The 18,712-nt window shown below is 59.2% G+C and carries 18 protein-coding genes and 1 tRNA gene; 11 read left to right on the top strand and 8 right to left on the bottom strand.

The features are described 5' to 3' along the window. Both dmeF and BLW11_RS16775 read left to right on the top strand, forming a co-directional pair. A complete protein-coding gene (gene dmeF, locus BLW11_RS16780; protein WP_048361694.1) occupies positions 1-900 on the top strand; it encodes a CDF family Co(II)/Ni(II) efflux transporter DmeF in 900 nt (299 codons plus the stop codon). 147 nt (positions 901-1,047) lie between these two features. Further along, complete coding sequence (locus BLW11_RS16775) at positions 1,048-2,049, top strand: F510_1955 family glycosylhydrolase (RefSeq protein ID WP_241486173.1); 1,002 nt, start codon at positions 1,048-1,050, stop codon at positions 2,047-2,049. Between the two features lie 158 nt (positions 2,050-2,207). Here BLW11_RS16775 and BLW11_RS16770 read toward each other — a convergent pair. Next, positions 2,208-2,294: transfer RNA gene (locus BLW11_RS16770), tRNA-Leu, on the bottom strand. Between the two features lie 334 nt (positions 2,295-2,628). On the opposite strand from BLW11_RS16770, the gene BLW11_RS16765 reads away from it, so the two are divergent. Together BLW11_RS16765 and BLW11_RS16760 are read left to right on the top strand one after the other, a co-directional pair. Next, entirely contained in the window at positions 2,629-3,675 is a 1,047-nt protein-coding gene (locus BLW11_RS16765) for an EamA family transporter (protein ID WP_048361831.1), read from the top strand. A gap of 61 nt (positions 3,676-3,736) precedes the next feature. Then, positions 3,737-4,321: a DedA family protein gene (locus BLW11_RS16760; RefSeq protein WP_048361696.1), complete on the top strand. Its 585-nt coding sequence runs from the start codon at positions 3,737-3,739 to the stop codon at positions 4,319-4,321. Here the strand turns inward: BLW11_RS16760 and BLW11_RS16755 are convergent. The 3 genes from BLW11_RS16755 to BLW11_RS16745 form a co-directional block, all read right to left on the bottom strand. Beyond that, complete coding sequence (locus BLW11_RS16755; RefSeq protein ID WP_048361697.1) at positions 4,308-5,036, bottom strand: anti-sigma factor; 729 nt, start codon at positions 5,034-5,036, stop codon at positions 4,308-4,310. The two genes, BLW11_RS16760 and BLW11_RS16755, sit on opposite strands and share 14 nt — an antisense overlap. Further along, positions 5,033-5,599 carry a sigma-70 family RNA polymerase sigma factor gene (locus tag BLW11_RS16750; protein ID WP_048361698.1) on the bottom strand — a complete coding sequence of 189 codons (567 nt, stop codon included), beginning with the start codon at positions 5,597-5,599 and terminating at the stop codon, positions 5,033-5,035. Before BLW11_RS16750 ends, BLW11_RS16755 begins: the two co-directional genes overlap by 4 nt. A gap of 102 nt (positions 5,600-5,701) precedes the next feature. Then, the gene (locus BLW11_RS16745; protein ID WP_048361699.1) at positions 5,702-6,241 is read right to left on the bottom strand and encodes a DUF3455 domain-containing protein; all 540 of its coding nucleotides are present in this window, start codon (positions 6,239-6,241) and stop codon (positions 5,702-5,704) included. Between the two features lie 227 nt (positions 6,242-6,468). Here BLW11_RS16745 and BLW11_RS16740 point away from each other — a divergent pair, with 227 nt between their 5' ends. Continuing rightward, on the top strand, positions 6,469-7,005 hold the full coding sequence (locus BLW11_RS16740) for a DUF4174 domain-containing protein (protein ID WP_048361700.1): 537 nt from the start codon (positions 6,469-6,471) through the stop codon (positions 7,003-7,005). Between the two features lie 229 nt (positions 7,006-7,234). Beyond that, positions 7,235-7,846: a LysE family translocator gene (locus tag BLW11_RS16735; RefSeq protein WP_048361701.1), complete on the top strand. Its 612-nt coding sequence runs from the start codon at positions 7,235-7,237 to the stop codon at positions 7,844-7,846. On the opposite strand, the gene punR is transcribed toward BLW11_RS16735, so the two are convergent. Further along, entirely contained in the window at positions 7,782-8,741 is a 960-nt protein-coding gene (punR, locus tag BLW11_RS16730) for a DNA-binding transcriptional activator PunR (RefSeq protein WP_048361832.1), read from the bottom strand. The genes BLW11_RS16735 and punR overlap by 65 nt on opposite strands. 119 nt (positions 8,742-8,860) lie before the next feature. On the opposite strand from punR, the gene punC reads away from it, so the two are divergent. Beyond that, positions 8,861-10,042 (top strand): purine nucleoside transporter PunC, encoded by a 1,182-nt coding sequence (gene punC / locus BLW11_RS16725; protein WP_048361833.1) that lies wholly within the window; start codon positions 8,861-8,863, stop codon positions 10,040-10,042. Positions 10,043-10,054: 12 nt separating this feature from the next. Here the strand turns inward: punC and BLW11_RS16720 are convergent, their stop codons facing one another. Beyond that, the gene (locus BLW11_RS16720) at positions 10,055-10,918 is read right to left on the bottom strand and encodes an MBL fold metallo-hydrolase (protein ID WP_048361702.1); all 864 of its coding nucleotides are present in this window, start codon (positions 10,916-10,918) and stop codon (positions 10,055-10,057) included. 127 nt (positions 10,919-11,045) lie between these two features. On the opposite strand from BLW11_RS16720, the gene BLW11_RS16715 reads away from it, so the two are divergent. Continuing rightward, positions 11,046-11,849 (top strand): sulfite exporter TauE/SafE family protein, encoded by an 804-nt coding sequence (locus BLW11_RS16715; protein ID WP_277620445.1) that lies wholly within the window; start codon positions 11,046-11,048, stop codon positions 11,847-11,849. Positions 11,850-11,903: 54 nt separating this feature from the next. On the opposite strand, the gene BLW11_RS16710 is transcribed toward BLW11_RS16715, so the two are convergent. Further along, on the bottom strand, positions 11,904-12,599 hold the full coding sequence (locus BLW11_RS16710; protein ID WP_048361704.1) for a pirin family protein: 696 nt from the start codon (positions 12,597-12,599) through the stop codon (positions 11,904-11,906). A 267-nt stretch (positions 12,600-12,866) separates the two neighbouring features. Here BLW11_RS16710 and BLW11_RS16705 point away from each other — a divergent pair, with 267 nt between their 5' ends. Further along, positions 12,867-15,356 carry a UvrD-helicase domain-containing protein gene (locus tag BLW11_RS16705; protein WP_048361705.1) on the top strand — a complete coding sequence of 830 codons (2,490 nt, stop codon included), beginning with the start codon at positions 12,867-12,869 and terminating at the stop codon, positions 15,354-15,356. 49 nt (positions 15,357-15,405) lie between these two features. Further along, a complete protein-coding gene (gene ggt / locus BLW11_RS16700) occupies positions 15,406-17,238 on the top strand; it encodes a gamma-glutamyltransferase (RefSeq protein ID WP_048361706.1) in 1,833 nt (610 codons plus the stop codon). A gap of 115 nt (positions 17,239-17,353) precedes the next feature. Here the strand turns inward: ggt and BLW11_RS16695 are convergent, their stop codons facing one another. Then, the gene (locus BLW11_RS16695; RefSeq protein ID WP_420912229.1) at positions 17,354-17,632 is read right to left on the bottom strand and encodes a DUF1652 domain-containing protein; all 279 of its coding nucleotides are present in this window, start codon (positions 17,630-17,632) and stop codon (positions 17,354-17,356) included. A gap of 252 nt (positions 17,633-17,884) precedes the next feature. On the opposite strand from BLW11_RS16695, the gene BLW11_RS16690 reads away from it, so the two are divergent. After that, positions 17,885-18,703, top strand: a complete 819-nt coding sequence (locus BLW11_RS16690) for a helix-turn-helix domain-containing protein (RefSeq protein WP_048361708.1) — start codon at positions 17,885-17,887, stop codon at positions 18,701-18,703. The last annotated feature ends 9 nt before the right edge of the window (positions 18,704-18,712 follow it).

Here is an 18,712-nt window from a genome sequence, read left to right as displayed (position 1 = left end):
ATGAGCAGCATTAACTACACCCATGACCACGTGTTCCTTGGCTCAGCGCACGACGATAATGCCAAGCGTACGCTTTGGGTTGTGGCACTGACCGTTGTGATGATGGTTGGCGAGATCACCGCCGGCTATATCACTGGGTCGATGGCGTTACTGGCCGATGGCTTTCATATGGCAACCCATGCCGTAGCATTGGGTATCGCGGCCGTCGCTTACGGATACGCAAAACGCCACGCTTCCAGCCAGCGATACAGTTTCGGTACCGGGAAGGTAGGAGACCTGGGCGGGTTCGCCTCGGCGCTGATTCTCGGTATGGTCTCCCTGGGAATTGGCGTTGAGTCTGTCATGCGGCTTTTGCAGCCAACGGACGTGCAGTTCGGCACGGCTACGCTCATCGCGATTGCCGGTTTGATCGTCAACATTGCCAGCGCCCTGCTGCTGGGCCATGGGCACGATCATGATGATCATGGCCATGCCCATCACGGGAGCGACAACAACCTGAAATCGGCCTACGTCCACGTCATCGCGGACGCGCTGACTTCGGTTCTGGCCATAGTGGCACTGCTCGCCGGCCGGTATCTCGGCTGGGTGTGGCTGGACCCGGTCATGGGAATCGTCGGCGCCATCGTTATTGCGCGGTGGGCATGGACCTTGATGGGAGTCACAGCAGGTGTACTGCTGGATCAGACCGATGCGCATGTTGCCGAGGAAATCCGCGAACTGGTTGAGACGCCGGGGGATGCCACCATCACGGACTTGCACGTCTGGCGGGTTGGGCCGCAAGCCCATGCAGCCATTGTCAGCGTCCTGGGTGAGGCCACTGTGAACGCCGACAGCATTCGTGAACGTCTCAAGCCGGTTCACGAAGTCAGCCATCTAACGGTCGAGTTTCGACCGGTCTGATTCAGCCCAAACCGTTGCCTCGAAAGAGGCACGCTGCGGGGGGGGCTGAAAATAATCCAGGGGCTATGAGCTACAGTTGTATTGCCTCCTCGCTATGTACTCCTTTGGTTGAGAGGCTGGTCTTGGGTGTAGGTGCTGGGTACCTTTTTGATCGGCGAAACTTCATTCGAAGACGAGGTATCCATTAGCCAGATATCCATAGGCAAGGGCTCAATGACGATTGGAGAGTGGACTATGGAACTGGGAAAGCCTCTACGCTGTGCGTTATCGATTGGATTGTTGATGGGGCTCGTACATCTGACTGCCGGTGCCGCGACGACGGTCACCCTGAAGCATGTCCATGGGCTCGCTTTCAGCCAGGATGGGCAACAGCTTTCTATCCCCAGCCATGACGGACTGGCGTTATACCGTGATGGACACTGGAGCAAGGCTCCAGGGCCGGAACACGACTTTATGGGCTTTTCTGCTGGCCGTCAGGCGATCTATAGCAGCGGCCATCCGGCCAGTGGCAGTGGCCTGGCCAATCCTCTCGGGATAATCAAGAGCAGTGATGGGGGAAGTACCTGGCAGCCGCTTGGGCTTCAAGGAGAGTCTGATTTTCATCTGTTAGCCAGTAGTTTCGACAGCGGAGCCCTCTACGTTTTCAACATGCACCCGAACTCGGAAATGACCTCAGCTGGCTTGTACTACCGCCTGAATGACGGAGCCAGCTGGCAGCAGGCTTTGGCGCAAGGGATAGGATTAGATCCGAGTGCATTGGCGGTGCATCCCACGGACAGCAAAACAGTTGCCGTGGCGACCGGCAGCGGCTTGTTTCTATCGAGCGATGCCGGCGAGCACTTCCAGCCCCTTCTCCAGAACGTTCAGGTGCTAAGCGTCAGCTTCAGCATCGACGGAAAGAGCTTATGGTTCGGCAGCTTTAACAAGGTACCGCAGCTCTCGATCCTGGACCTGAAGACCCACGAGATCAACGCCCTCGGTTTGCCACCCCTAAACCAGGATGCCGTCGCTTACCTGGCGCAGAGTCCGGCTAATGCCAAGGAGTGGGCGATGGCGACTATCAATCGTGACGTCTATTTGTCGCAAGACGAAGGCAAGACCTGGAAAACCATTGCGCAGGCGGGACAAACATTAGAGTCAGTCAACTGACGACGCTTGCACGCGCGATTCTGGCGCTGAGTCGCGCTTGGTGAGAACTCTGTTTTTTGTGTTCTGGCAGGAGGCCAGGGGAGGGGCGGGGATGGACAATTGCGGAACAAAAAACAAAGGGCCTGCACGAAGAATCTCATGCAAGCCCTTGATTTGTTTGGTGCCCGAAGCCGGAATCGAACCGGCACGTCCTTACGAACGGGGGATTTTAAGTCCCATGCGTCTACCAGTTTCGCCATTCGGGCGGTAGCGCTATAAAGCGGTCAGTAAGGAAGGTGCTTTAACGAACAAAGTACTCAAGAGCCTGCGTGACAGGTGGACGAATATATAGAGCCTGTGCCAATGAGGCAAGTTCGATAACGTCCATTCAGGTACATTTTTTTGTCCGATGCCTGCCTAAAACCGTCGAAAAATCATAGATATATAAAATGTCGCGGGCTTTGTGTCGGTATAGCGCCGGTTTCGCGTGAGGCAAATCCTGTGCTGGCATTGACCTGTATCGGGCTGCTGATTTCTCTGTCGGCCGATATCTGCGGGCTAAGCTAGGCTGCTTGCACGACGGATACAGAAGTGGATGTGATGAATACGAGTGTGATTTACGCATTGGCAGCGGCGGCGCTGTTTGGTGCCAGTACGCCATTGGCCAAACTGCTGGGCACCGAAGTACCGCCGGTGATGCTGGCCGGGTTGCTGTATTTGGGCAGCGGCCTGGGGCTGTTGGTGGTGCGCTGTATCCGCGATCGCGGCTGGACGGCGTCCGGGCTGAGTGCAAGTGAGTGGCCGTGGCTGATCGGGGCGATTGTGTTTGGCGGCATTTTGGGGCCCGTGGCGCTGATGTTCGGTTTGACCCTGACCAGCGGCGCAACCGCGTCCTTGATGCTCAATCTGGAGCCTGTGCTGACAGCCCTGTTGGCGTGGGTGGTGTTTAAAGAAAATGCGGACCGGCGGATTGTGCTGGGCATGCTGGCAATCATCGCCGGGGGTGTTGTGTTGTCGTGGCCGTCCAGCTCGGTAGCAACGCAGGAGTTGACCTGGCTCGGGCCCTTGGCGGTGGCGTTTGCCTGTTTTTGCTGGGCCATTGATAACAATCTGACGCGTAAGGTGTCCGCTTCTGATGCGCTGTTTATCGCAGGTGCCAAAGGGTTGTTCGCCGGGCTGGTGAACTGCGCGATTGCGTTCACGCTGGGCGCCAGGATTGTCTCGTTTGACGTGCTGGCCCCGACCTTGCTGATCGGCTTTCTGGGCTACGGCGTGAGCCTGGTGCTGTTTGTCCTGGCATTGCGCGGCCTGGGCGCTGCACGCACCGGGGCGTACTTTTCGACAGCGCCTTTTCTGGGCGCGGCCATTGCCATCCTGGTGCTGGGGGAGTCGGTATCACTGCTGTTTTGGGTGGCGGCGGCGTTCATGGTCTTCGGTGTGTGGTTGCACCTCACCGAGCGCCATGAGCATGTCCATCTGCATCAACCGCTGGAGCACGCTCATCGCCACACCCACGATGCCCATCATCAGCACGAACATGCTGAGGATGTACCTGAAGAGGTGTCCCACAGCCATAAACACCAGCATCCGCAGATCAGTCATAACCACCCGCACTTTCCGGATATTCACCATCGACACCGGCACTGAGTGGTAGATTGCGCCAGATGGACGACGTAACACCCTTTTTCAATGGAGCAACAGCGTGCACATGTTTGAACACATCGATTTCAATTACTTGCTCGCCACCTATGGCTATCTGGCCGTGTTTATCGGCTGTTTGCTGGAAGGTGAAACCATCCTGATTCTGGGTGGCATGGCGGCGCACCAGCATGTGCTCAAGCTCCTGCCCGTGATCGGTTACGCCAGCTTGGCGGGGATGCTGGGTGATCAGGTGCTGTTCTGGGTCGGTCGTTATTTTGGTGCCCGTCTGTTGCCGCGCCTGCACAAGCAACAGGCCACCATCGACCGGGTGACGCAACTGATCAATCAACATCCCTCGGTGTCGATTTTTTCAGTGCGCTTTTTGTATGGCATGCGGCTGGTGGGGCCGATGGTGATCGGTGCGTGCAAGGTCTCGCCGCTGAAGTTTTCCTGCATCAACGCCCTGGGCGCGGTCGTGTGGGCGACGTTGTTTGCCTCGGGCGGGTATTGGGCCGGGGAGTTTCTGGAGAGGGCGCTGGGCGACCTGAAACCCTATCGTTTGCCGATTGCGATGTGCGTGATTGCGCTGATGGTGGCCGTGGCGCTGGTTCGTCATTACCGGGCCAAACAACAGGGCCTCAAATCACTTTGACAGCCCGGCCGATAAATTGAATGGGCCCTGTGGGTTTGCCGACCGGTGAGCCGTTGGGGCCTTCAAGGGTCAGCTCAAAGAGTTGATCGGGCTCAAGCGGCGGCAGGCGATCAAGCGGTATGGACAAGGTTTGCCCCGGTTTGACCAGCCCCAGGGACACCGGCCCATCCCAACCTTTGCCCTTGGTCCAGAATTCCAGCGCCTTGTCTGCCGGGACCTGCGCCATGCCCAGCGGAATCAGCTGGATCTGCTGGCGGTTGCTGGCCTGGATCACCCAGCCCGGAGCCTGGTTTTGTGGCGCCACCAGCACCACCACATAGGTGGGCGGGGCAACGCTCGGGGCGGTGGTCAACAACACCGTTCCCAGCACCAGCGCTGCGGCCAGCCCCGCTGCAGACAGGCCGCGCCACAAGGGCAGCAGGTTCCACCAGGAGGTAGCGGCCGGCTGCTGAGTGTGAGGCGCGGGCTCATTCAATGCGTTCAGGCTGCGTTCGATTCGTGGCCACAGCTGTGCTGAAGGCGTCTGTGGCGGAACAAGGTCGTTGAGGGGCAGCAATCGCGCCTCCCAGCGCCCGACCGCCGCTTGCAGCTGGCCGTCATGGCGCAGGCGTTGCTCAATGGCGCGGCGTTGCGGCGCGTCGAGCGTCCCCAGCACGTATTCGCCCGCCAGTGCGTCAAGCTCTGCCGGGTCGTTGTTGTCAGGTTTGAAAGTCATCCCATGCACTCGCGCAAGGCGCTCAGGCTGCGTTTGATCCAGGCTTTTACAGTGCCCAATGGCGTGGCCATTTTTTCGGCAATCTCGGCGTGGGTATAGCCGTCGACATAGGCATGCACGATACACGTGCGTCTGGCCGGGTCGAGCTGCTCAAGGCAGCCATGAATCCGCTCGGCGCCGGTTCGCCATTCAAGTGCATCCTGCTCCTGGTGCCTGCCATCGAGCGTGGCCAAAGGCTGTAATGCCAACTCGCTGTCATCGCTGACCTGAATCTCCAGACGGCTGTCGCGGACAAAATTCAGGGCCAAGTGCCGGGTCACGCTGAAAATCCACCCACGGGCGGAGCCGCGCTGAGGGTCGAAGCTGGCAGCGCGCATCCAGATCTTGATAAAGGCGTCGTGCACGATGTCTTCCGCCAGTGCGTTGTCGCGGGCTATACGTTTGGCAACGCCCAGCAAGCGCGCGCTTTCCTGGGCATACAGGGCCACGAGCGCCTGCCGTTCGCCGCGGGCGCAGGCAAACAGACAGGCTTCATAGTCAAACAATGGCTCAGGTAGCGTCACTGGGTTCAGCCGTTACAGGTGGGACATCCCCAAGTCATTGGCCCGGGCTCCATCGAGGCAGCGTAGACGATTTTCTCTGACGCCCGCGCGTGCTTCAGTGTTTTAGCGGTTGGCCCAGAAGACATAGTCCGCCTGATACGGCACTAGTTGTTGCTCGCCCTTGTTGGCAGCCGTGCATTCGCTACCGGGTGCCACGCCGCCCTTGAGCGCGACACGCTGGATGTAACTCACGCTGCTCATGGCGCCTTTACCCTCGGCCGGGTTGGCCTTGACCAGCTGGTACGGCAAGTTACCGGCGCCGGCTGGGGCTACCGCAAGCTGGGTACCCGTGACCCTGGAACCGTCCAGGGCTTGCCAGGTGGCGGGCGGGCCAAAGTAGGTGCCTACTTGTTTACCATTTGTGTCGTTGAGTTTCGCCTTTGGGCCTACAAAGAACCATTCCATCTGACCGGGCGCATTGGCTTTTTCTTTACATTCGTAAGTGATTTCTCCTACGCCAACTGTCGTCATCGCCACCTTGTGACCTTCGGGAACCCTAATGTTTTCGGGTAGCTGGGACTGTGCATAGGCGCCCGGCGTCACCAAAAACAGTGCGGCGGCAAGTGTTACGCTGGCATGGCTGATCAAGGTTTTTGCGTTCATGTACCTGACTCCTGATGGGATAACAGCTCGTTGGCTGTTACAGGTACTACCCCCGGGAAGGGGGTTTGGATGCAGTTGCAAAAAATAAACATGAAAGGCAAAGTCCGGGAACCCGGTTGCGTGACTGAACCCTTGGCCTAAGCTTTGAATTACAGGCTCAACGCCAAGGGTTTCAAGGCATTGGCAACATGCTCGCGAAGCCGGTCCGATAATAAAAGGAGGTCTGGATGTTTATCCGATTATTGATCCTTGCCAGTGTGCTGTTAACAGGCACCGTGCAGGCTGTTGAAGTCCCAAACCCCCTTGATCAGGATCGTGGCAAGTTTCGCCCTTTGGTCATCGTTGCCCGTGAAGAGGCTGACCCGACGCTGGCACACCTCAAAAAATCCCTTGAAGACCCGGCCATCAAACAGGCGTTCGATGAGCGCAACATGGTGCTCTACACAATTGTCGGCATTACTGGCAAACGTGATGGCAAAGACCTTGAACCCCAGAGCACGATGTCGCTGATCCGCGGGCTCAAGCCCGGGATGATTATTGACAAGGCCAAAGTGATTCTGATCGGCAAGGACGGCGAGAAGAAAGTCGAGACAGCGGGCGATGTGGACCTCGGCGAGCTGTTTAAAACCGTCGATGCCTTGCCTGCGGCCGAAAAGGAAACCCAGGCCCCGGTTGTGGCTGAAACACCTGCCAAGGGCGCCCCCGCGGGCAAGTCGGCTAAGCCGGTAAAAGCGGCAAAACCGGTCCAGGCCCTGGATGACTGAAGGTCATTAAAAGACAGCCAAAAAAAGGCCCGCTGGGGGGAGCGGGCCAAATGGGATTCATTAAAGGAGTGAATTGAATCTAGGCCAGACGATGTGAAAGTCATGTGAAAGCCATGTGCACAAAACGATCAAAATGTGTGTGGTCAAAATAGTAGCCATCTGTAGCGTAATGCCAGCACGGTAATCCGATAGGGTGAGTCCATCACTCCCCTGACAGCCGGACAACACCATGCCGTTCTCCCTCGAATTGATTTCTGCCTTCGCACTGTTTGCGTTTGTCTCATCCATCACCCCCGGCCCCAATAACACCATGCTGTTGGCCTCAGGGGTCAACTTCGGCTTCAAACGCACCATCCCCCATGCGCTGGGCATCAGCTTCGGCTTCATGTTCCTGGTGCTGGCGGTCGGGCTCGGCCTTGGCGGTGTGTTCAAGGCCGTGCCCATGGCCTATACCGTGTTGCGTTACCTGGGTGCGGCGTACTTGCTGTACCTGGCCTGGAAAGTGGCCACTTCGGGGCCGGTTTCCGAGTCGCAGGCGGCCCATGGCAAGCCTCTGGGGTTCTGGGGCGCAGCGGCTTTTCAGTGGGTCAACCCCAAGGCCTGGGTGATGGCCATCGGTGCAATCACCACCTACACCCCGTCCCAGGGGTATATCACCAATGTGTTCATCATTGCCCTGGTCTTTGCCGTCATCAACTTGCCCAGCGTGTGTGTCTGGGCCGGCTTCGGCAGTGCATTGCGCTCAGTGCTGACCAAGCCCAAATGGTTGCTGGCATTCAACCTGACCATGGCGATTCTGCTGGTGGCGTCGCTGTATCCGATTCTGTTTGATGTTCATTAAGCCATTCCTGGCTCAAGGTCTGGGTATCGCCCAGGTATTCCAGCAGCCAGCTCATGGCCGGGGAATGATTTTTCTGGGCCCAGGCAATGCACGACGGGCTGGCCGGGAAGGGCCGTTGCAGGTCCAGCGCCACCAACAGGCCTGTTTCGATCAGGGGCTGTGCCAGATGAGCAGGCACCATGCCCACGCACAGCCCGTCGCTCAGGCAGGCCAGCCCGGTGGCCCAGTCGGGCACCATCATCCGGCGCTGGTTGTCCAGGGTCCAGGTGTCGCGCTTGGGCAGGCTGCGGGAGGTGTCGTCCATGCACAGCGCAGGGTAGGGGCGCAGATGGTCGTCACCCAGCAAGCCTTCAATCGAGGCCAGCGGATGCCGCGGGCTGGCCACGCATAACCAATGCAAAAAACCCATGTCGCGAAAGGCAAAGCTGCCTGCCACCGGAACCGCGCGCGTGGCGCCGATCACGATGTCGGTGCGACCGTCGACCAGTGCATCCCATACGCCGTTGTACACCTCGTACTGGACGATCAGTTCCACGTCGGGAAAGTGGCGATAGAAGTCGATCACCATTTGCCGGCATCGCGGGTGCTTGATGATCGAGTCCACGGCCACGCGTAACTGGCCGCTCCAGCCATTGGCAACCTGCTGGCACAGGCGTCGGGTGCCGAGCATTTTTTTCATCACGTCCCGGGCTTCCTTGACAAACATATGCCCGGCCGGCGTCAGCTCTACATCCCTGTGACGGCGCACAAACAGAGGGACTGCCAGCCACTGCTCCAATTGGCGCACGGTGTAGCTGACAGCGGAGGGGACGCGATGCAGCTCCTGGGCCGCACCACTGAAACTGCCGTGGCGGGCCACCGCATCAATCACATCCAGGGAGTATTCGGACCACATGTCTTTGCCTTTAAAAAATTTGATGCCAGTTTGCAATTATTATCGCTTCACAAGCAAATCCTCTGATGGATAATGCTCGCCAGTCAACAAATTGTTTGATGGCAAGTTTTTGGGTGCACATGAAGAACTCTTTTGGTTTTACCTGCTATCTCGCCGTGCTCAGCATGCTGGGCTATCTGGCGATGGATATGTACCTGCCGGCTTTCGGCACATTGCGCAGCGAATTGGGGCTGTCTGCCGGTGCCGTGGGCGCGAGCCTGAGCATCTTTCTGGCCGGCTTTGCCTTTGGCCAACTGCTCTGGGGGCCGCTGTCCGACCGTCTGGGGCGCAAGCCTGTGCTGCTGGCGGGCCTGTCGCTGTTCGCGCTGGGTTGTCTGGGCATGTTCTGGGTTGATAACACCGTGCTGCTCCTGAGCTTGCGCTTTATTCAGGCCATCGGTATCTGTGCGGCCGCCGTGACGTGGCAAGCGCTGGTGATTGATCGCTACCCGGCCGACAAAGCCAATCGCGTGTTTGCCGGCATCATGCCGCTGATGGGTCTGTCACCGGCGTTGGCACCGTTGCTGGGGGCCGTGGTGTTGGGACATTTGGGCTGGCAGGCGATTTTCGCCGTGCTGCTGGGGCTGGCAGTGATGCTGATCATCCCCACGCTGCTGCTCAAGGAAACCCCGCGCACAGCGCCAAAAACGGCCCAGTCGGGGGTCAGCTACTGGCAGCTACTGCGTACGGCAAGCTTTAGCGGCAACGTAATGGTTTTCGCCGCGTGCTCGGCCAGCTTCTTTGCCTGGTTGACCGCCTCACCTTTCATTCTGGGTGATATGGGCTACAGCCCGAGTGATATCGGCTTGAGCTACGCCTTTCCTACACTGGCCTTTATGGTTGGCGGTTACAGCTGCCGCAGCGCGTTGCAGCGGGTCAGCGGCCGCGTGCTGTTGCCGTGGTTGTTGTTCGCCTATTGCGCCAGCATGGTGGGGTTGTATCTGGTCGCGATGTACACCGAACCGACACTGGCCACCTTGCTGATTCCGTTCTGCCTGATGGCGCTGGTTAACGGTGCGAGCTATCCGATTGTGGTTGCGAATGCGCTGATGCCCTTCTCGGAAAACTCCGGCAAAGCGGCTGCCTTGCAGAATACCTTGCAGCTAGGGTTGTGCTTTGTGGCCAGCCTGCTGGTGTCGACCTATATCAGCCAGCCCCTGCAAATCACTGTGGAAGTGATGCTGGCCACCGCGCCGCTGGCGGTGCTGGGTTACTTGATCCAGCGGCGCAAGGCAAACGCCGAAACGCTTGCCACGTCCTGATCGCAGGCGAGCTCAGAACTGGTTTAGCGGGATTTTCAGGTAGCGGATGCCGTTGGCTTCCGGGGCGGGCAGCTCGCCCGCTCGAATATTGACTTGTACCGCCGGCAACATCAGCACAGGCATCGCCAGGGTGGCATCACGTGACGTGCGCAGGGCCACAAAGCTGTCTTCACTGATGCCATCGCGCACATGGATATTGCCGTCGCACTGCGCCTGCACCGTGGTGCTGCACCGGGCTTCGCGCTCGGGCGGCGGGTAGTCATGGCACAGGTAGAGCGTGGTATCGGGTGCAAATGCCAGCAACCGCTTGATTGAGCGATACAGCTGGCGGGCATCGCCGCCCGGGAAGTCACAGCGGGCAGTGCCCACGTCGGGCATGAACAGGGTATCGCCGATAAACAGCGTATTGCCCTCCACACAAAAGGCCATGTCCGCCGGAGTATGGCCCGGTACGCTCAAGGCGCGCGCCTGGAGCCGACCTATCTGGAATACCTCATCGGGCTCGAACAGGTGATCGAACTGCGAGCCGTCCAGTTGCAGCTCGGGCTCAAGGTTAAAGATGTTTTTGAACGCCCGCTGCACATCGCGAATACCGGCGCCGACGGCGATTTTGCCGCCCAGTTTTTGCTTCAGATAAGGCGCTGCGGAAAGGTGGTCAGCGTGGGCGTGGGTTTCGAGCAACCACTGCGGGCGCAAGCCGTGTTCGATCACAAAGGCCGCAATTTCATCGGCGTTGGTGGTCGAGGTGTGTGCACAAGTGTGGTCATAGTTCAGTACGCAGTCGATAATCGCGCACTGACTGCCTTCGTGTTCAAACACCACATAGCTGTAGGTACACGAAGCGCTGTCAAAAAATGCCTGTATCCGAGGTTCCATAGTGATTGCCGTGGTTGAGTAAGCCCTGAACACTATAGAGCCTTGATGCCTGAAATTGATCCTGATGTTTTCAGGGTGTGTCGTCAGGCCTGGCGCTCGTGCTCTTCACGCTGGACCGAGGTTAGTTGTGTCGCTTGAGATTTTTTTCGGAATTATGGTGGGTTTGATTCTCGGCCTTACGGGGGCGGGGGGCGGCATTTTGGCCGTCCCGGCCTTGGTGATTGGCCTGGGCTGGTCAATGACCCAGGCAGCGCCCGTGGCATTGATGGCGGTGGGGGCTGCGGCGGCGCTCGGGGCGATTGATGGTTTGCGCAAAGGCTTGGTGCGTTATCGGGCAGCGACCTTGATGGCCGTGCTGGGGGCGGGCTTTACCCCGGTGGGTCTTTATGTGGCTCACCGCCTGCCTGAAAGCGGGCTTAGCGCGCTGTTCAGCCTGGTGCTGATCGCGGTTGCCGTGCGCATGGCGCGTCAGCCCCGCAGCCTTCAGCCTCTGGCACAAGCACCGGGCGGGCAGGGCTGGGAGCAAAAAAACTGCATGCTGGATGAAACCACCGGCCGTTTGAAATGGACGCTCAAGTGCTCTGCAACCCTGGCGCTGGTGGGATCGTTCTGCGGGCTGCTGACAGGGTTGCTGGGGGTGGGGGGCGGATTTTTGCTGGTGCCGGCGTTCAAGCAACTGACCGATATCCGCGCTCATGCCGTGGTTGCCACGTCCTTGATGGTGATTGCCCTGATCTCGCTCACGGCCATCATCGGGGCACTGTACAGCGGTGTACGCATTCCGGCCGAGGGGGTGATTTTTATCCTGGCCTGCATGGGCGGGATGCTGGTGGGGCGCATGGTTGCGCCCAAGGTATCGGCGCAGGTACTGCAATTGGGCTTCGCCGTTTTGTGTGTGCTGGTCGCAGGGGCCCTGTTGTACAAAATCTAGGCACAAAAAAAAGACCGGGCACCCGCAACGGTGTCCGATCTTTTTCGTGTGGCGTCAGGCGATATCGACCAGCACGATCTCGCTGTCTTCGATCGCCGTTACCCGCAGTACAGACTCATCCACAATGGCTACACCATCCCGTGCACCGGCACGCAGGCCGTTGACCTCGATCACCCCCGTGGCGGGCACCAGATAGGCGCGACGCCCGCCGTCCAGCCGGTACTCGGCGGTTTCGCCGGCCTTGAGGTTCGCCGCGACCAGGCGGGCATCGGCGCGGATGCGCAGGCTTTCATGGTCGCCTTCCTTGCCACTGGCCAGGGTGACAAACCCTTCACGCTGACCTTTTGGGAAAGGCCTGGCGCCCCAGGCAGGCGCATCGCCTTCCTGATTCGGAATGATCCAGATCTGGAAGATTTTGGTGGGCGTCGGCTCCAGGTTGTACTCGCTGTGGGCAATCCCGGTGCCCGCGCTCATGACCTGCACATCGCCCGCTTCAGTGCGGCCCTTGCTGCCCAGGTTGTCTGCGTGGCTGATGGCACCTTCACGGACATAGGTGATGATTTCCATGTCGCGGTGCGGGTGTTTCGGGAAACCGGTGCCGGGGGCGATCACGTCATCGTTCCACACACGCAGGTTGCCCCAGTTCATCCGCTGCGGGTCATGGTATTCGGCGAACGAAAAGTGGTGATGGGCGTCCAACCAACCGTGGTTTGCGCCGCCCAGGGTATTGAAGGGTCTGAGTTCAAGCATGATGCGTCTCCTGTTCAGGTTACCCGTGGGATGTGAACGGTTACCCGGTTGATGATGGGATGATTCTCCATCAGTAACATATCGATAAAAAGCTTAAAAAATGCTTCAAACCAATCGAATAAATAGATGCGTTTGCAGATCAGTAAATCGTGATTTACCTTCACTGCAAGCTCTAAATGGCTGATGCCCAAGCAATTAGCTAGATCTCTGAGCCTAATGCAGCGACCATAGCCCCCCGCCCGGACAGCCTCACACCCTGGAGTCAGCGTGCCGCAACACAATCCCGATCTGCCTGAAGAACTGGCCCCCATTACTCAATTGCCACTGCTCAAGCGTCTGGCTGCGCGACTGTTTGGCAACGGCCTGAGCCGTTTGCGCGCCCGGCATGGGGCGTCCTGGCTGCAAGGCCAGGCGGACGGGTTTCGCAGCGGGCACAGCGCCGGGGTCGATTACGGCTTTACAGAGGGCCACGCCGAAGGGCTGGAAGAGGGCCGTCAGGTGCTGTTTATCAGCGACCAGCGCCCGCAGGAGCTGCGAGCTCCCGGTATTGATGACCACCTGTTCGATGACTGGCGTCTGCCCCTGGGGCCCGAACTGAAAAAGCAGATCAAGGCCGACGTGGCTGCAATCCTGCCCGAGCATGCCCAGCCCAGTGCTGCCCAATGGAAGATGATCTTCAGCGATACACCGTCAACCTCGGTGGTCGCCGGTGCCGGGGCAGGCAAGTCGACGTCGCTGGTGCTGCGTATTTTGCTGCTCACCCACTATCTGGGTTTTGAACTTGGCTCGATGACCGTGGTGACCTTCACCCGCGAGTCACGCAAGGACTTCATCAGCAAGCTGCAGGAGATTTTTGCCCTGTGGGGGCGCACCTTGTCGCTCAAGGAAGCCCGTGAGGTGGTGCGCACCTTTCACTCGCGCATATTGCCCATGGTGCGCAGCTTGCCCGGCTACGGCCAGTTGCAGGCATTTGAGACCCTGAACACGCGCAGCCTGTTCAACGACGAAGAGAGCGACAGCAACCCGTTCGATTTGCGCATCAACGACGCCCAGCGCCAGCAGCTCAATGCGTGCTACCACAGCCTTTACACCCGTGATGAACGCTTCCGCCAGACGTTGGCACCCTTGTGCCGGCATGCCTTGCAACTCAAGGAGCTGGAGCGCGATCACCCTGACGTGCAAAAGCGCATGGCGGTGACCGAACTGGCCGCCAAGCGCGACGAAGAGCTCTGCGACACCCTGGAAGATCTGTGGTTTGCCGCGGGTGCTTGGCCGATCCAGGGCATCGAACCCAATCGCGAAATGGTAGAAATCAATGGTTCATCGTTCCATTGCCACGGCTATATTGCCGAGCTTGATGCCTGGGTGGTATTGGGTTTCGACCCTCGGGAGAACCCGCAAATTTGCCGCCCCGGCGCGAAACTCAGTGTGCGGGCCGAGTGGGCAGTAAAGCGAACCCTGTTTCGAGCTTTCTGCAACAAGCCATTGATATGGCTAGAAAATTACGACTCTGCAAAGCGTGTTATCAGCGCATTGGCAGGGGATGCCAGTGCCGGCCCGGGGTTTGATTACAAGCTCAAGGGTGAGCTGGGTTCAGCGCCGTTGCTCGACAGTTTTGTGGCGGCGGCAAGCTTTATCGAAAACCTGGGGCTCGACGTGGCAGCGGCCGTGGCGGACATGCGCTTTGCCAAAGATGATCCGGACCGTTTCTTCTTCGAAGCCCTGAGCCTGTACTGGCGCGCGCTGGAAGACCATCTGTTGGCGCAAACTCCGCCGGTCATGACCTACAACCGTATGTTCTCGCTGTTTGGCGAGAACACCCCGCAGAACTTCAAACTGCTGGGCGACGAGCAGCTGCGGCAGCTGTCGCACTTGATGATTGATGAGTTCCAGGACGTCTCGCCGCAGATCGTGTCCTGGTTGCGGGCCAGCTTGCGCGAGATTCGCAGCCGTGGCCCGGCGATGCATGTGGGGCGCGGGGCCCAGCGTTCTTCGCTGCTGTGTGTGGGGGATGACTGGCAATCGATCTACGGTTGGCGCGGCAGCTCGCCCAAATACTTCATGGAGTTCAACAAGGAATTCCCGTCGCCCGCCACCACCCGGGTGATGCTCAGCGACAACTTCCGCAGCCATCAGCACATCATCGATGCCGCCGAACATATCGTGCGCGCCGCACCGTCCATTGCCGGCAAACGGGCCAAGGCCAGCGGCGAGCCCAAGACGCCCGTACCGGTGAATGTCCTGCATCGCGACGATCAAGGCCTGGCTGCCCGGCTGATCGACCACTACAACGCTGGCGACAGCGTGTTAATGCTGTATCGAAAAAGCAGCGATAAGCTATTGATTGAGAGAGATATACAGTCAGTGGTAAGTCGGGATGCCAGCTTGGCGCCTGCCGACCGCAGGCTCAAACAACTGACATACCACAGCTCCAAAGGCTTGCAGGCCGATGCGGTGTTCTTGCTGGGCGACTGCCAGCACCTGACGTCTTCGCCCTACAAGAATCAGGTGTACCGCATGGCGGGCCTGGGCAAGGACGGCGATCCAGAACCTTACGACAGCGCGCAGAAGGACGAGATTTTGCGGTTGGCGTATGTCGGCATCACCCGGGCGGTCAAACATTGCTACTGGTATCTGGAAAACCAGGAAGCTCAAGGGCCGAACGTCCCCAAAGCCTCTGACCGGATACCCCGCGGCAAGGCGTTCTTTGAAGATTTGCGTACCCCGTCAAGCGTCAGCAATGCCCATGGTGGGTGACGCCTGAATAACAACAATCAGTAGTTTTTGCCTGTAGAAGGAACTCATTTTGATTATCAGCTTGCGTGCCAAAAACAACAGTGCCCGTGTGATCGGTGTATCAGCGCTGGCCCTGTGGCTCAGTGGATGCGGTACAGAGCCTTCGGCACCGCATAAAACCCCCGAGTTGCCGCCTGCGCCCGAAATCTCCTCGGGTTTTCGATCAGACATGGCCCCGGTACACGCCACTCGCCACATGGCCGCAGCGGCCAACCCGCTGGCCACCGCTGCCGGGCAGCAGATGCTGCGCCGGGGCGGGTCTGCGATTGATGCGGCGATCGCCATGCAAGCGGTGCTTGCGCTGGTCGAGCCTCAGGCCAGTGGCATCGGTGGCGGTGCTTTCATTCTGTACTGGGATGGCAAGCAGGTTCAGGCCTTTGATGGCCGCGAAACGGCCCCGGCAGGTGCCAATACGCGCATGTTCCAGGGGGCTGATGGCCAGCCGATTCCATTCACGGAAGCTCAGATAGGCGGGCGTTCGGTGGGTGTGCCGGGCGTGCTCAGAGCACTGGAAATGGCCCACAAGCAACACGGCAAACTGCCTTGGCGTGATCTGTTCCAACCCGCTATCCAACTGGCCAATCAGGGCTTCCCTGTGTCCAAGCGGTTACATACCCAGATCGCGGCCGACAAATTCATTCCCGGTTCACCGGAAATGGCCAGTTACTTCCTGACGCCACAAGGGCAGGCCTTGCCCGTGGGCACCTTGCTGAAAAACCCTGAGCTTGCCCGTACCCTGGACGCCATTGCCACACGCGGTGCGGATGCTTTCTACCAGGGCGCGGTCGCGCAGGCGATGGTGGACAAGGTCGGCGCCCACGCCCGTCCGGGCACACTGTCCCTGGCGGATGTCAGCGGTTACCGGGCCCGGGAGCGCCAGGCGGTGTGCGGTGACTACAAAGAGTGGCGCGTCTGCGGCATGCCACCGCCGTCTTCGGGGGGTGTAGCCGTACTCCAGACCCTGGGGATTCTCGAGGCTTTGCAACGTCAATCGCCAGCGCTGGACCTGGCCAGGATGCCCCCGGTGCCGAGCAGCACGGGCACAGGTGTGGAGCCTTCGTCTTCGGCAGTCCACCTGATCGCCGAGGCCGAGCGCCTGGCTTATGCTGACCGGGCGCTTTATCTGGCGGACAGCGACTTTGTGCCCGTCAATGTGAAAGGGCTGACCGACAAGGCCTACTACGCGACAAGGGCGGCGCTGGTGGGCGAAAAAAGCATGGGCCGTGCCGAGGCGGGTATCCCGGCCGGCATCAACCTGGCACTGGCACCTGACCGGTCGGCACTGCGTATTTCCACCTCGCAGATTGCTGCGGTCGACGATCAGGGCGGGGCCATCTCGATGACCACTTCGGTCGAAGCCGCGTTCGGCTCGCATGTCATGACCCATGGCTTCATTTTGAACAACCAGCTCACCGACTTCTCGTTTGTTCCGGAGGAAAACGGCAAGCCTGTCGCCAACCGCATCGAGCCAGGCAAGCGCCCGCGCTCTTCGATGGCCCCGACCCTGGTGTTCGATCGCAAAAGCGGCGAACTGGTTGCCACGGTGGGTTCCCCCGGTGGCTCTCAGATCATCGAGTACGTCAACAAGTCGGTCGTTGGCCTTGTGGACTGGAAACTCAACCCCCAGGACGCAATCAGCCTGCCCAACTTCGGCAGTCGCAATGTGGGCACCGAGCTTGAGGCCGGCATGGTCAGCCCGTCACTGGTGCAGCAGTTGAAGGACCGTGGGCATGAGATATCCCTTATCGAAATGACCAGTGGTACCCAGATCATTGCTCGGGATGAGAACGGATGGGTCGCCGGTGCAGACCCGCGTCGTGAAGGCACTGCATTAGGGGATTGAGGCTGACGGAAAGGGCCCATGAGCGGCGCTTATGGGCTTGAGCCTGTTTCTAGAAATGATCTGTAAGCATCTGATTTTAATTGATAAAAAATCAGTACCTGATGTTTATTCTAGATCAGGCCTGCGCCTGCCAGGCCATCGGCGGTACGAAGCTTTCGAGCTCGTCTTCCACGGCCTGGATGACACGGCCCACCTGGCCCAGGCTCATGACCGTAGCGCAGGGGATGCCGGCAATGGCAATCACGGTTTCGCCACTGGCACGGTCAAACAGGCGGGCGATCATGCTGCCCGGTGCGTCCATGGTTGCTTCGAAGCCCATCGGATGAAAATGCCAGCGCATGAGTTGGCAGGCATTCGGGAAAGTGATTCTGTTGACGCTGTCCATTAGGTGCATAGAGCAATTCCTTTAGCTCAAGGTGTCGTGCGGTCAACGCTGATCGCATATGTTTGCAACTGTTTCGCGCTCAAAACTAGCATTCAAAAGCGGTGGTGCTAAGCCTTTTTTCCTGTGGTGATCACTTGTTTGGCCGGCTTTTGATGTGAATCATGCACTTAGCCGATTTATCTTCTGCGTTTGCCCCTCCGCGCGCCCATTGAGGCCCGTGAACAAACGCGTCACTCTTGGTTTTTTTGTTTCGAGCGTTCTATGCCAGCTCCCGACGACGGCCCCGAAGATACCCGCGCCACCGGCGAAACCGTGATGCGCTACCACCTGTGCTGGAAACATCGGGATCTGGACGGGGTGATGGCGCTGTATCACCCCGACGTGATCTACAACGACTTCTTCCAGAACCGGGCCATGGCCCTCGATGAGCTGCGCGAATACGTGCAGTCGTCCATGCCCAGAGAGCCGGACGAAGCGCTCGAGCACAGCGATCGCATTCGCCTGGACGGCAATACCGCCTTCATTCAGTACCGGATGACCTTGCGCGGCAGTCAGGGGCTGGTGTCGTTCCGGGCCAGCGAAGCCATCACGGTGCGTGACGGGTTGATCTGGCGGGTCAACGAATACGCCTCACTGGTCCACGAACGGCCCCCCAGCCCGGAGGGCCAAGGATCGCTGCGGCCTGCGGTCAGCCGCCTGGGGCTCTCGGCCCGGCAGCTGAGTTTCATGGCCCAGGACCTGCAAACCTATTTCGAGCACCAGCAACCCTGGCTCGACCCCGAACTGGACTTGCAGGAAGTGGCCAGGGCTTGCGGCTATACGCGCAACCAGATGTCGTATCTGCTCAATCAGGTACTGGGGCAAAGCTTTTACCGCTATGTGAATCAGGCACGGCTGCGTCATGTACTGGCAGCAATGGATGTGGCCAATGCGCCCGTCAAAGTCGATGAACTGGCATTTTCGGCGGGGTTTAACTCGATTTCCGCGTTTTACAGCTGTTTTCGCCAGCACACCGGGCAGTCACCCAAGGCGTATGCCAAACAAATTTCTTTGCGGGCACGCACACAAGACGCGCCCTGAGGCCAGCGA

This window comes from Pseudomonas deceptionensis (assembly GCF_900106095.1).
Taxonomy (GTDB): domain Bacteria; phylum Pseudomonadota; class Gammaproteobacteria; order Pseudomonadales; family Pseudomonadaceae; genus Aquipseudomonas; species Aquipseudomonas deceptionensis.
Note: the sequence above shows the minus strand (reverse complement) of the source record. Positions and strands in the feature narration are given on the sequence as shown.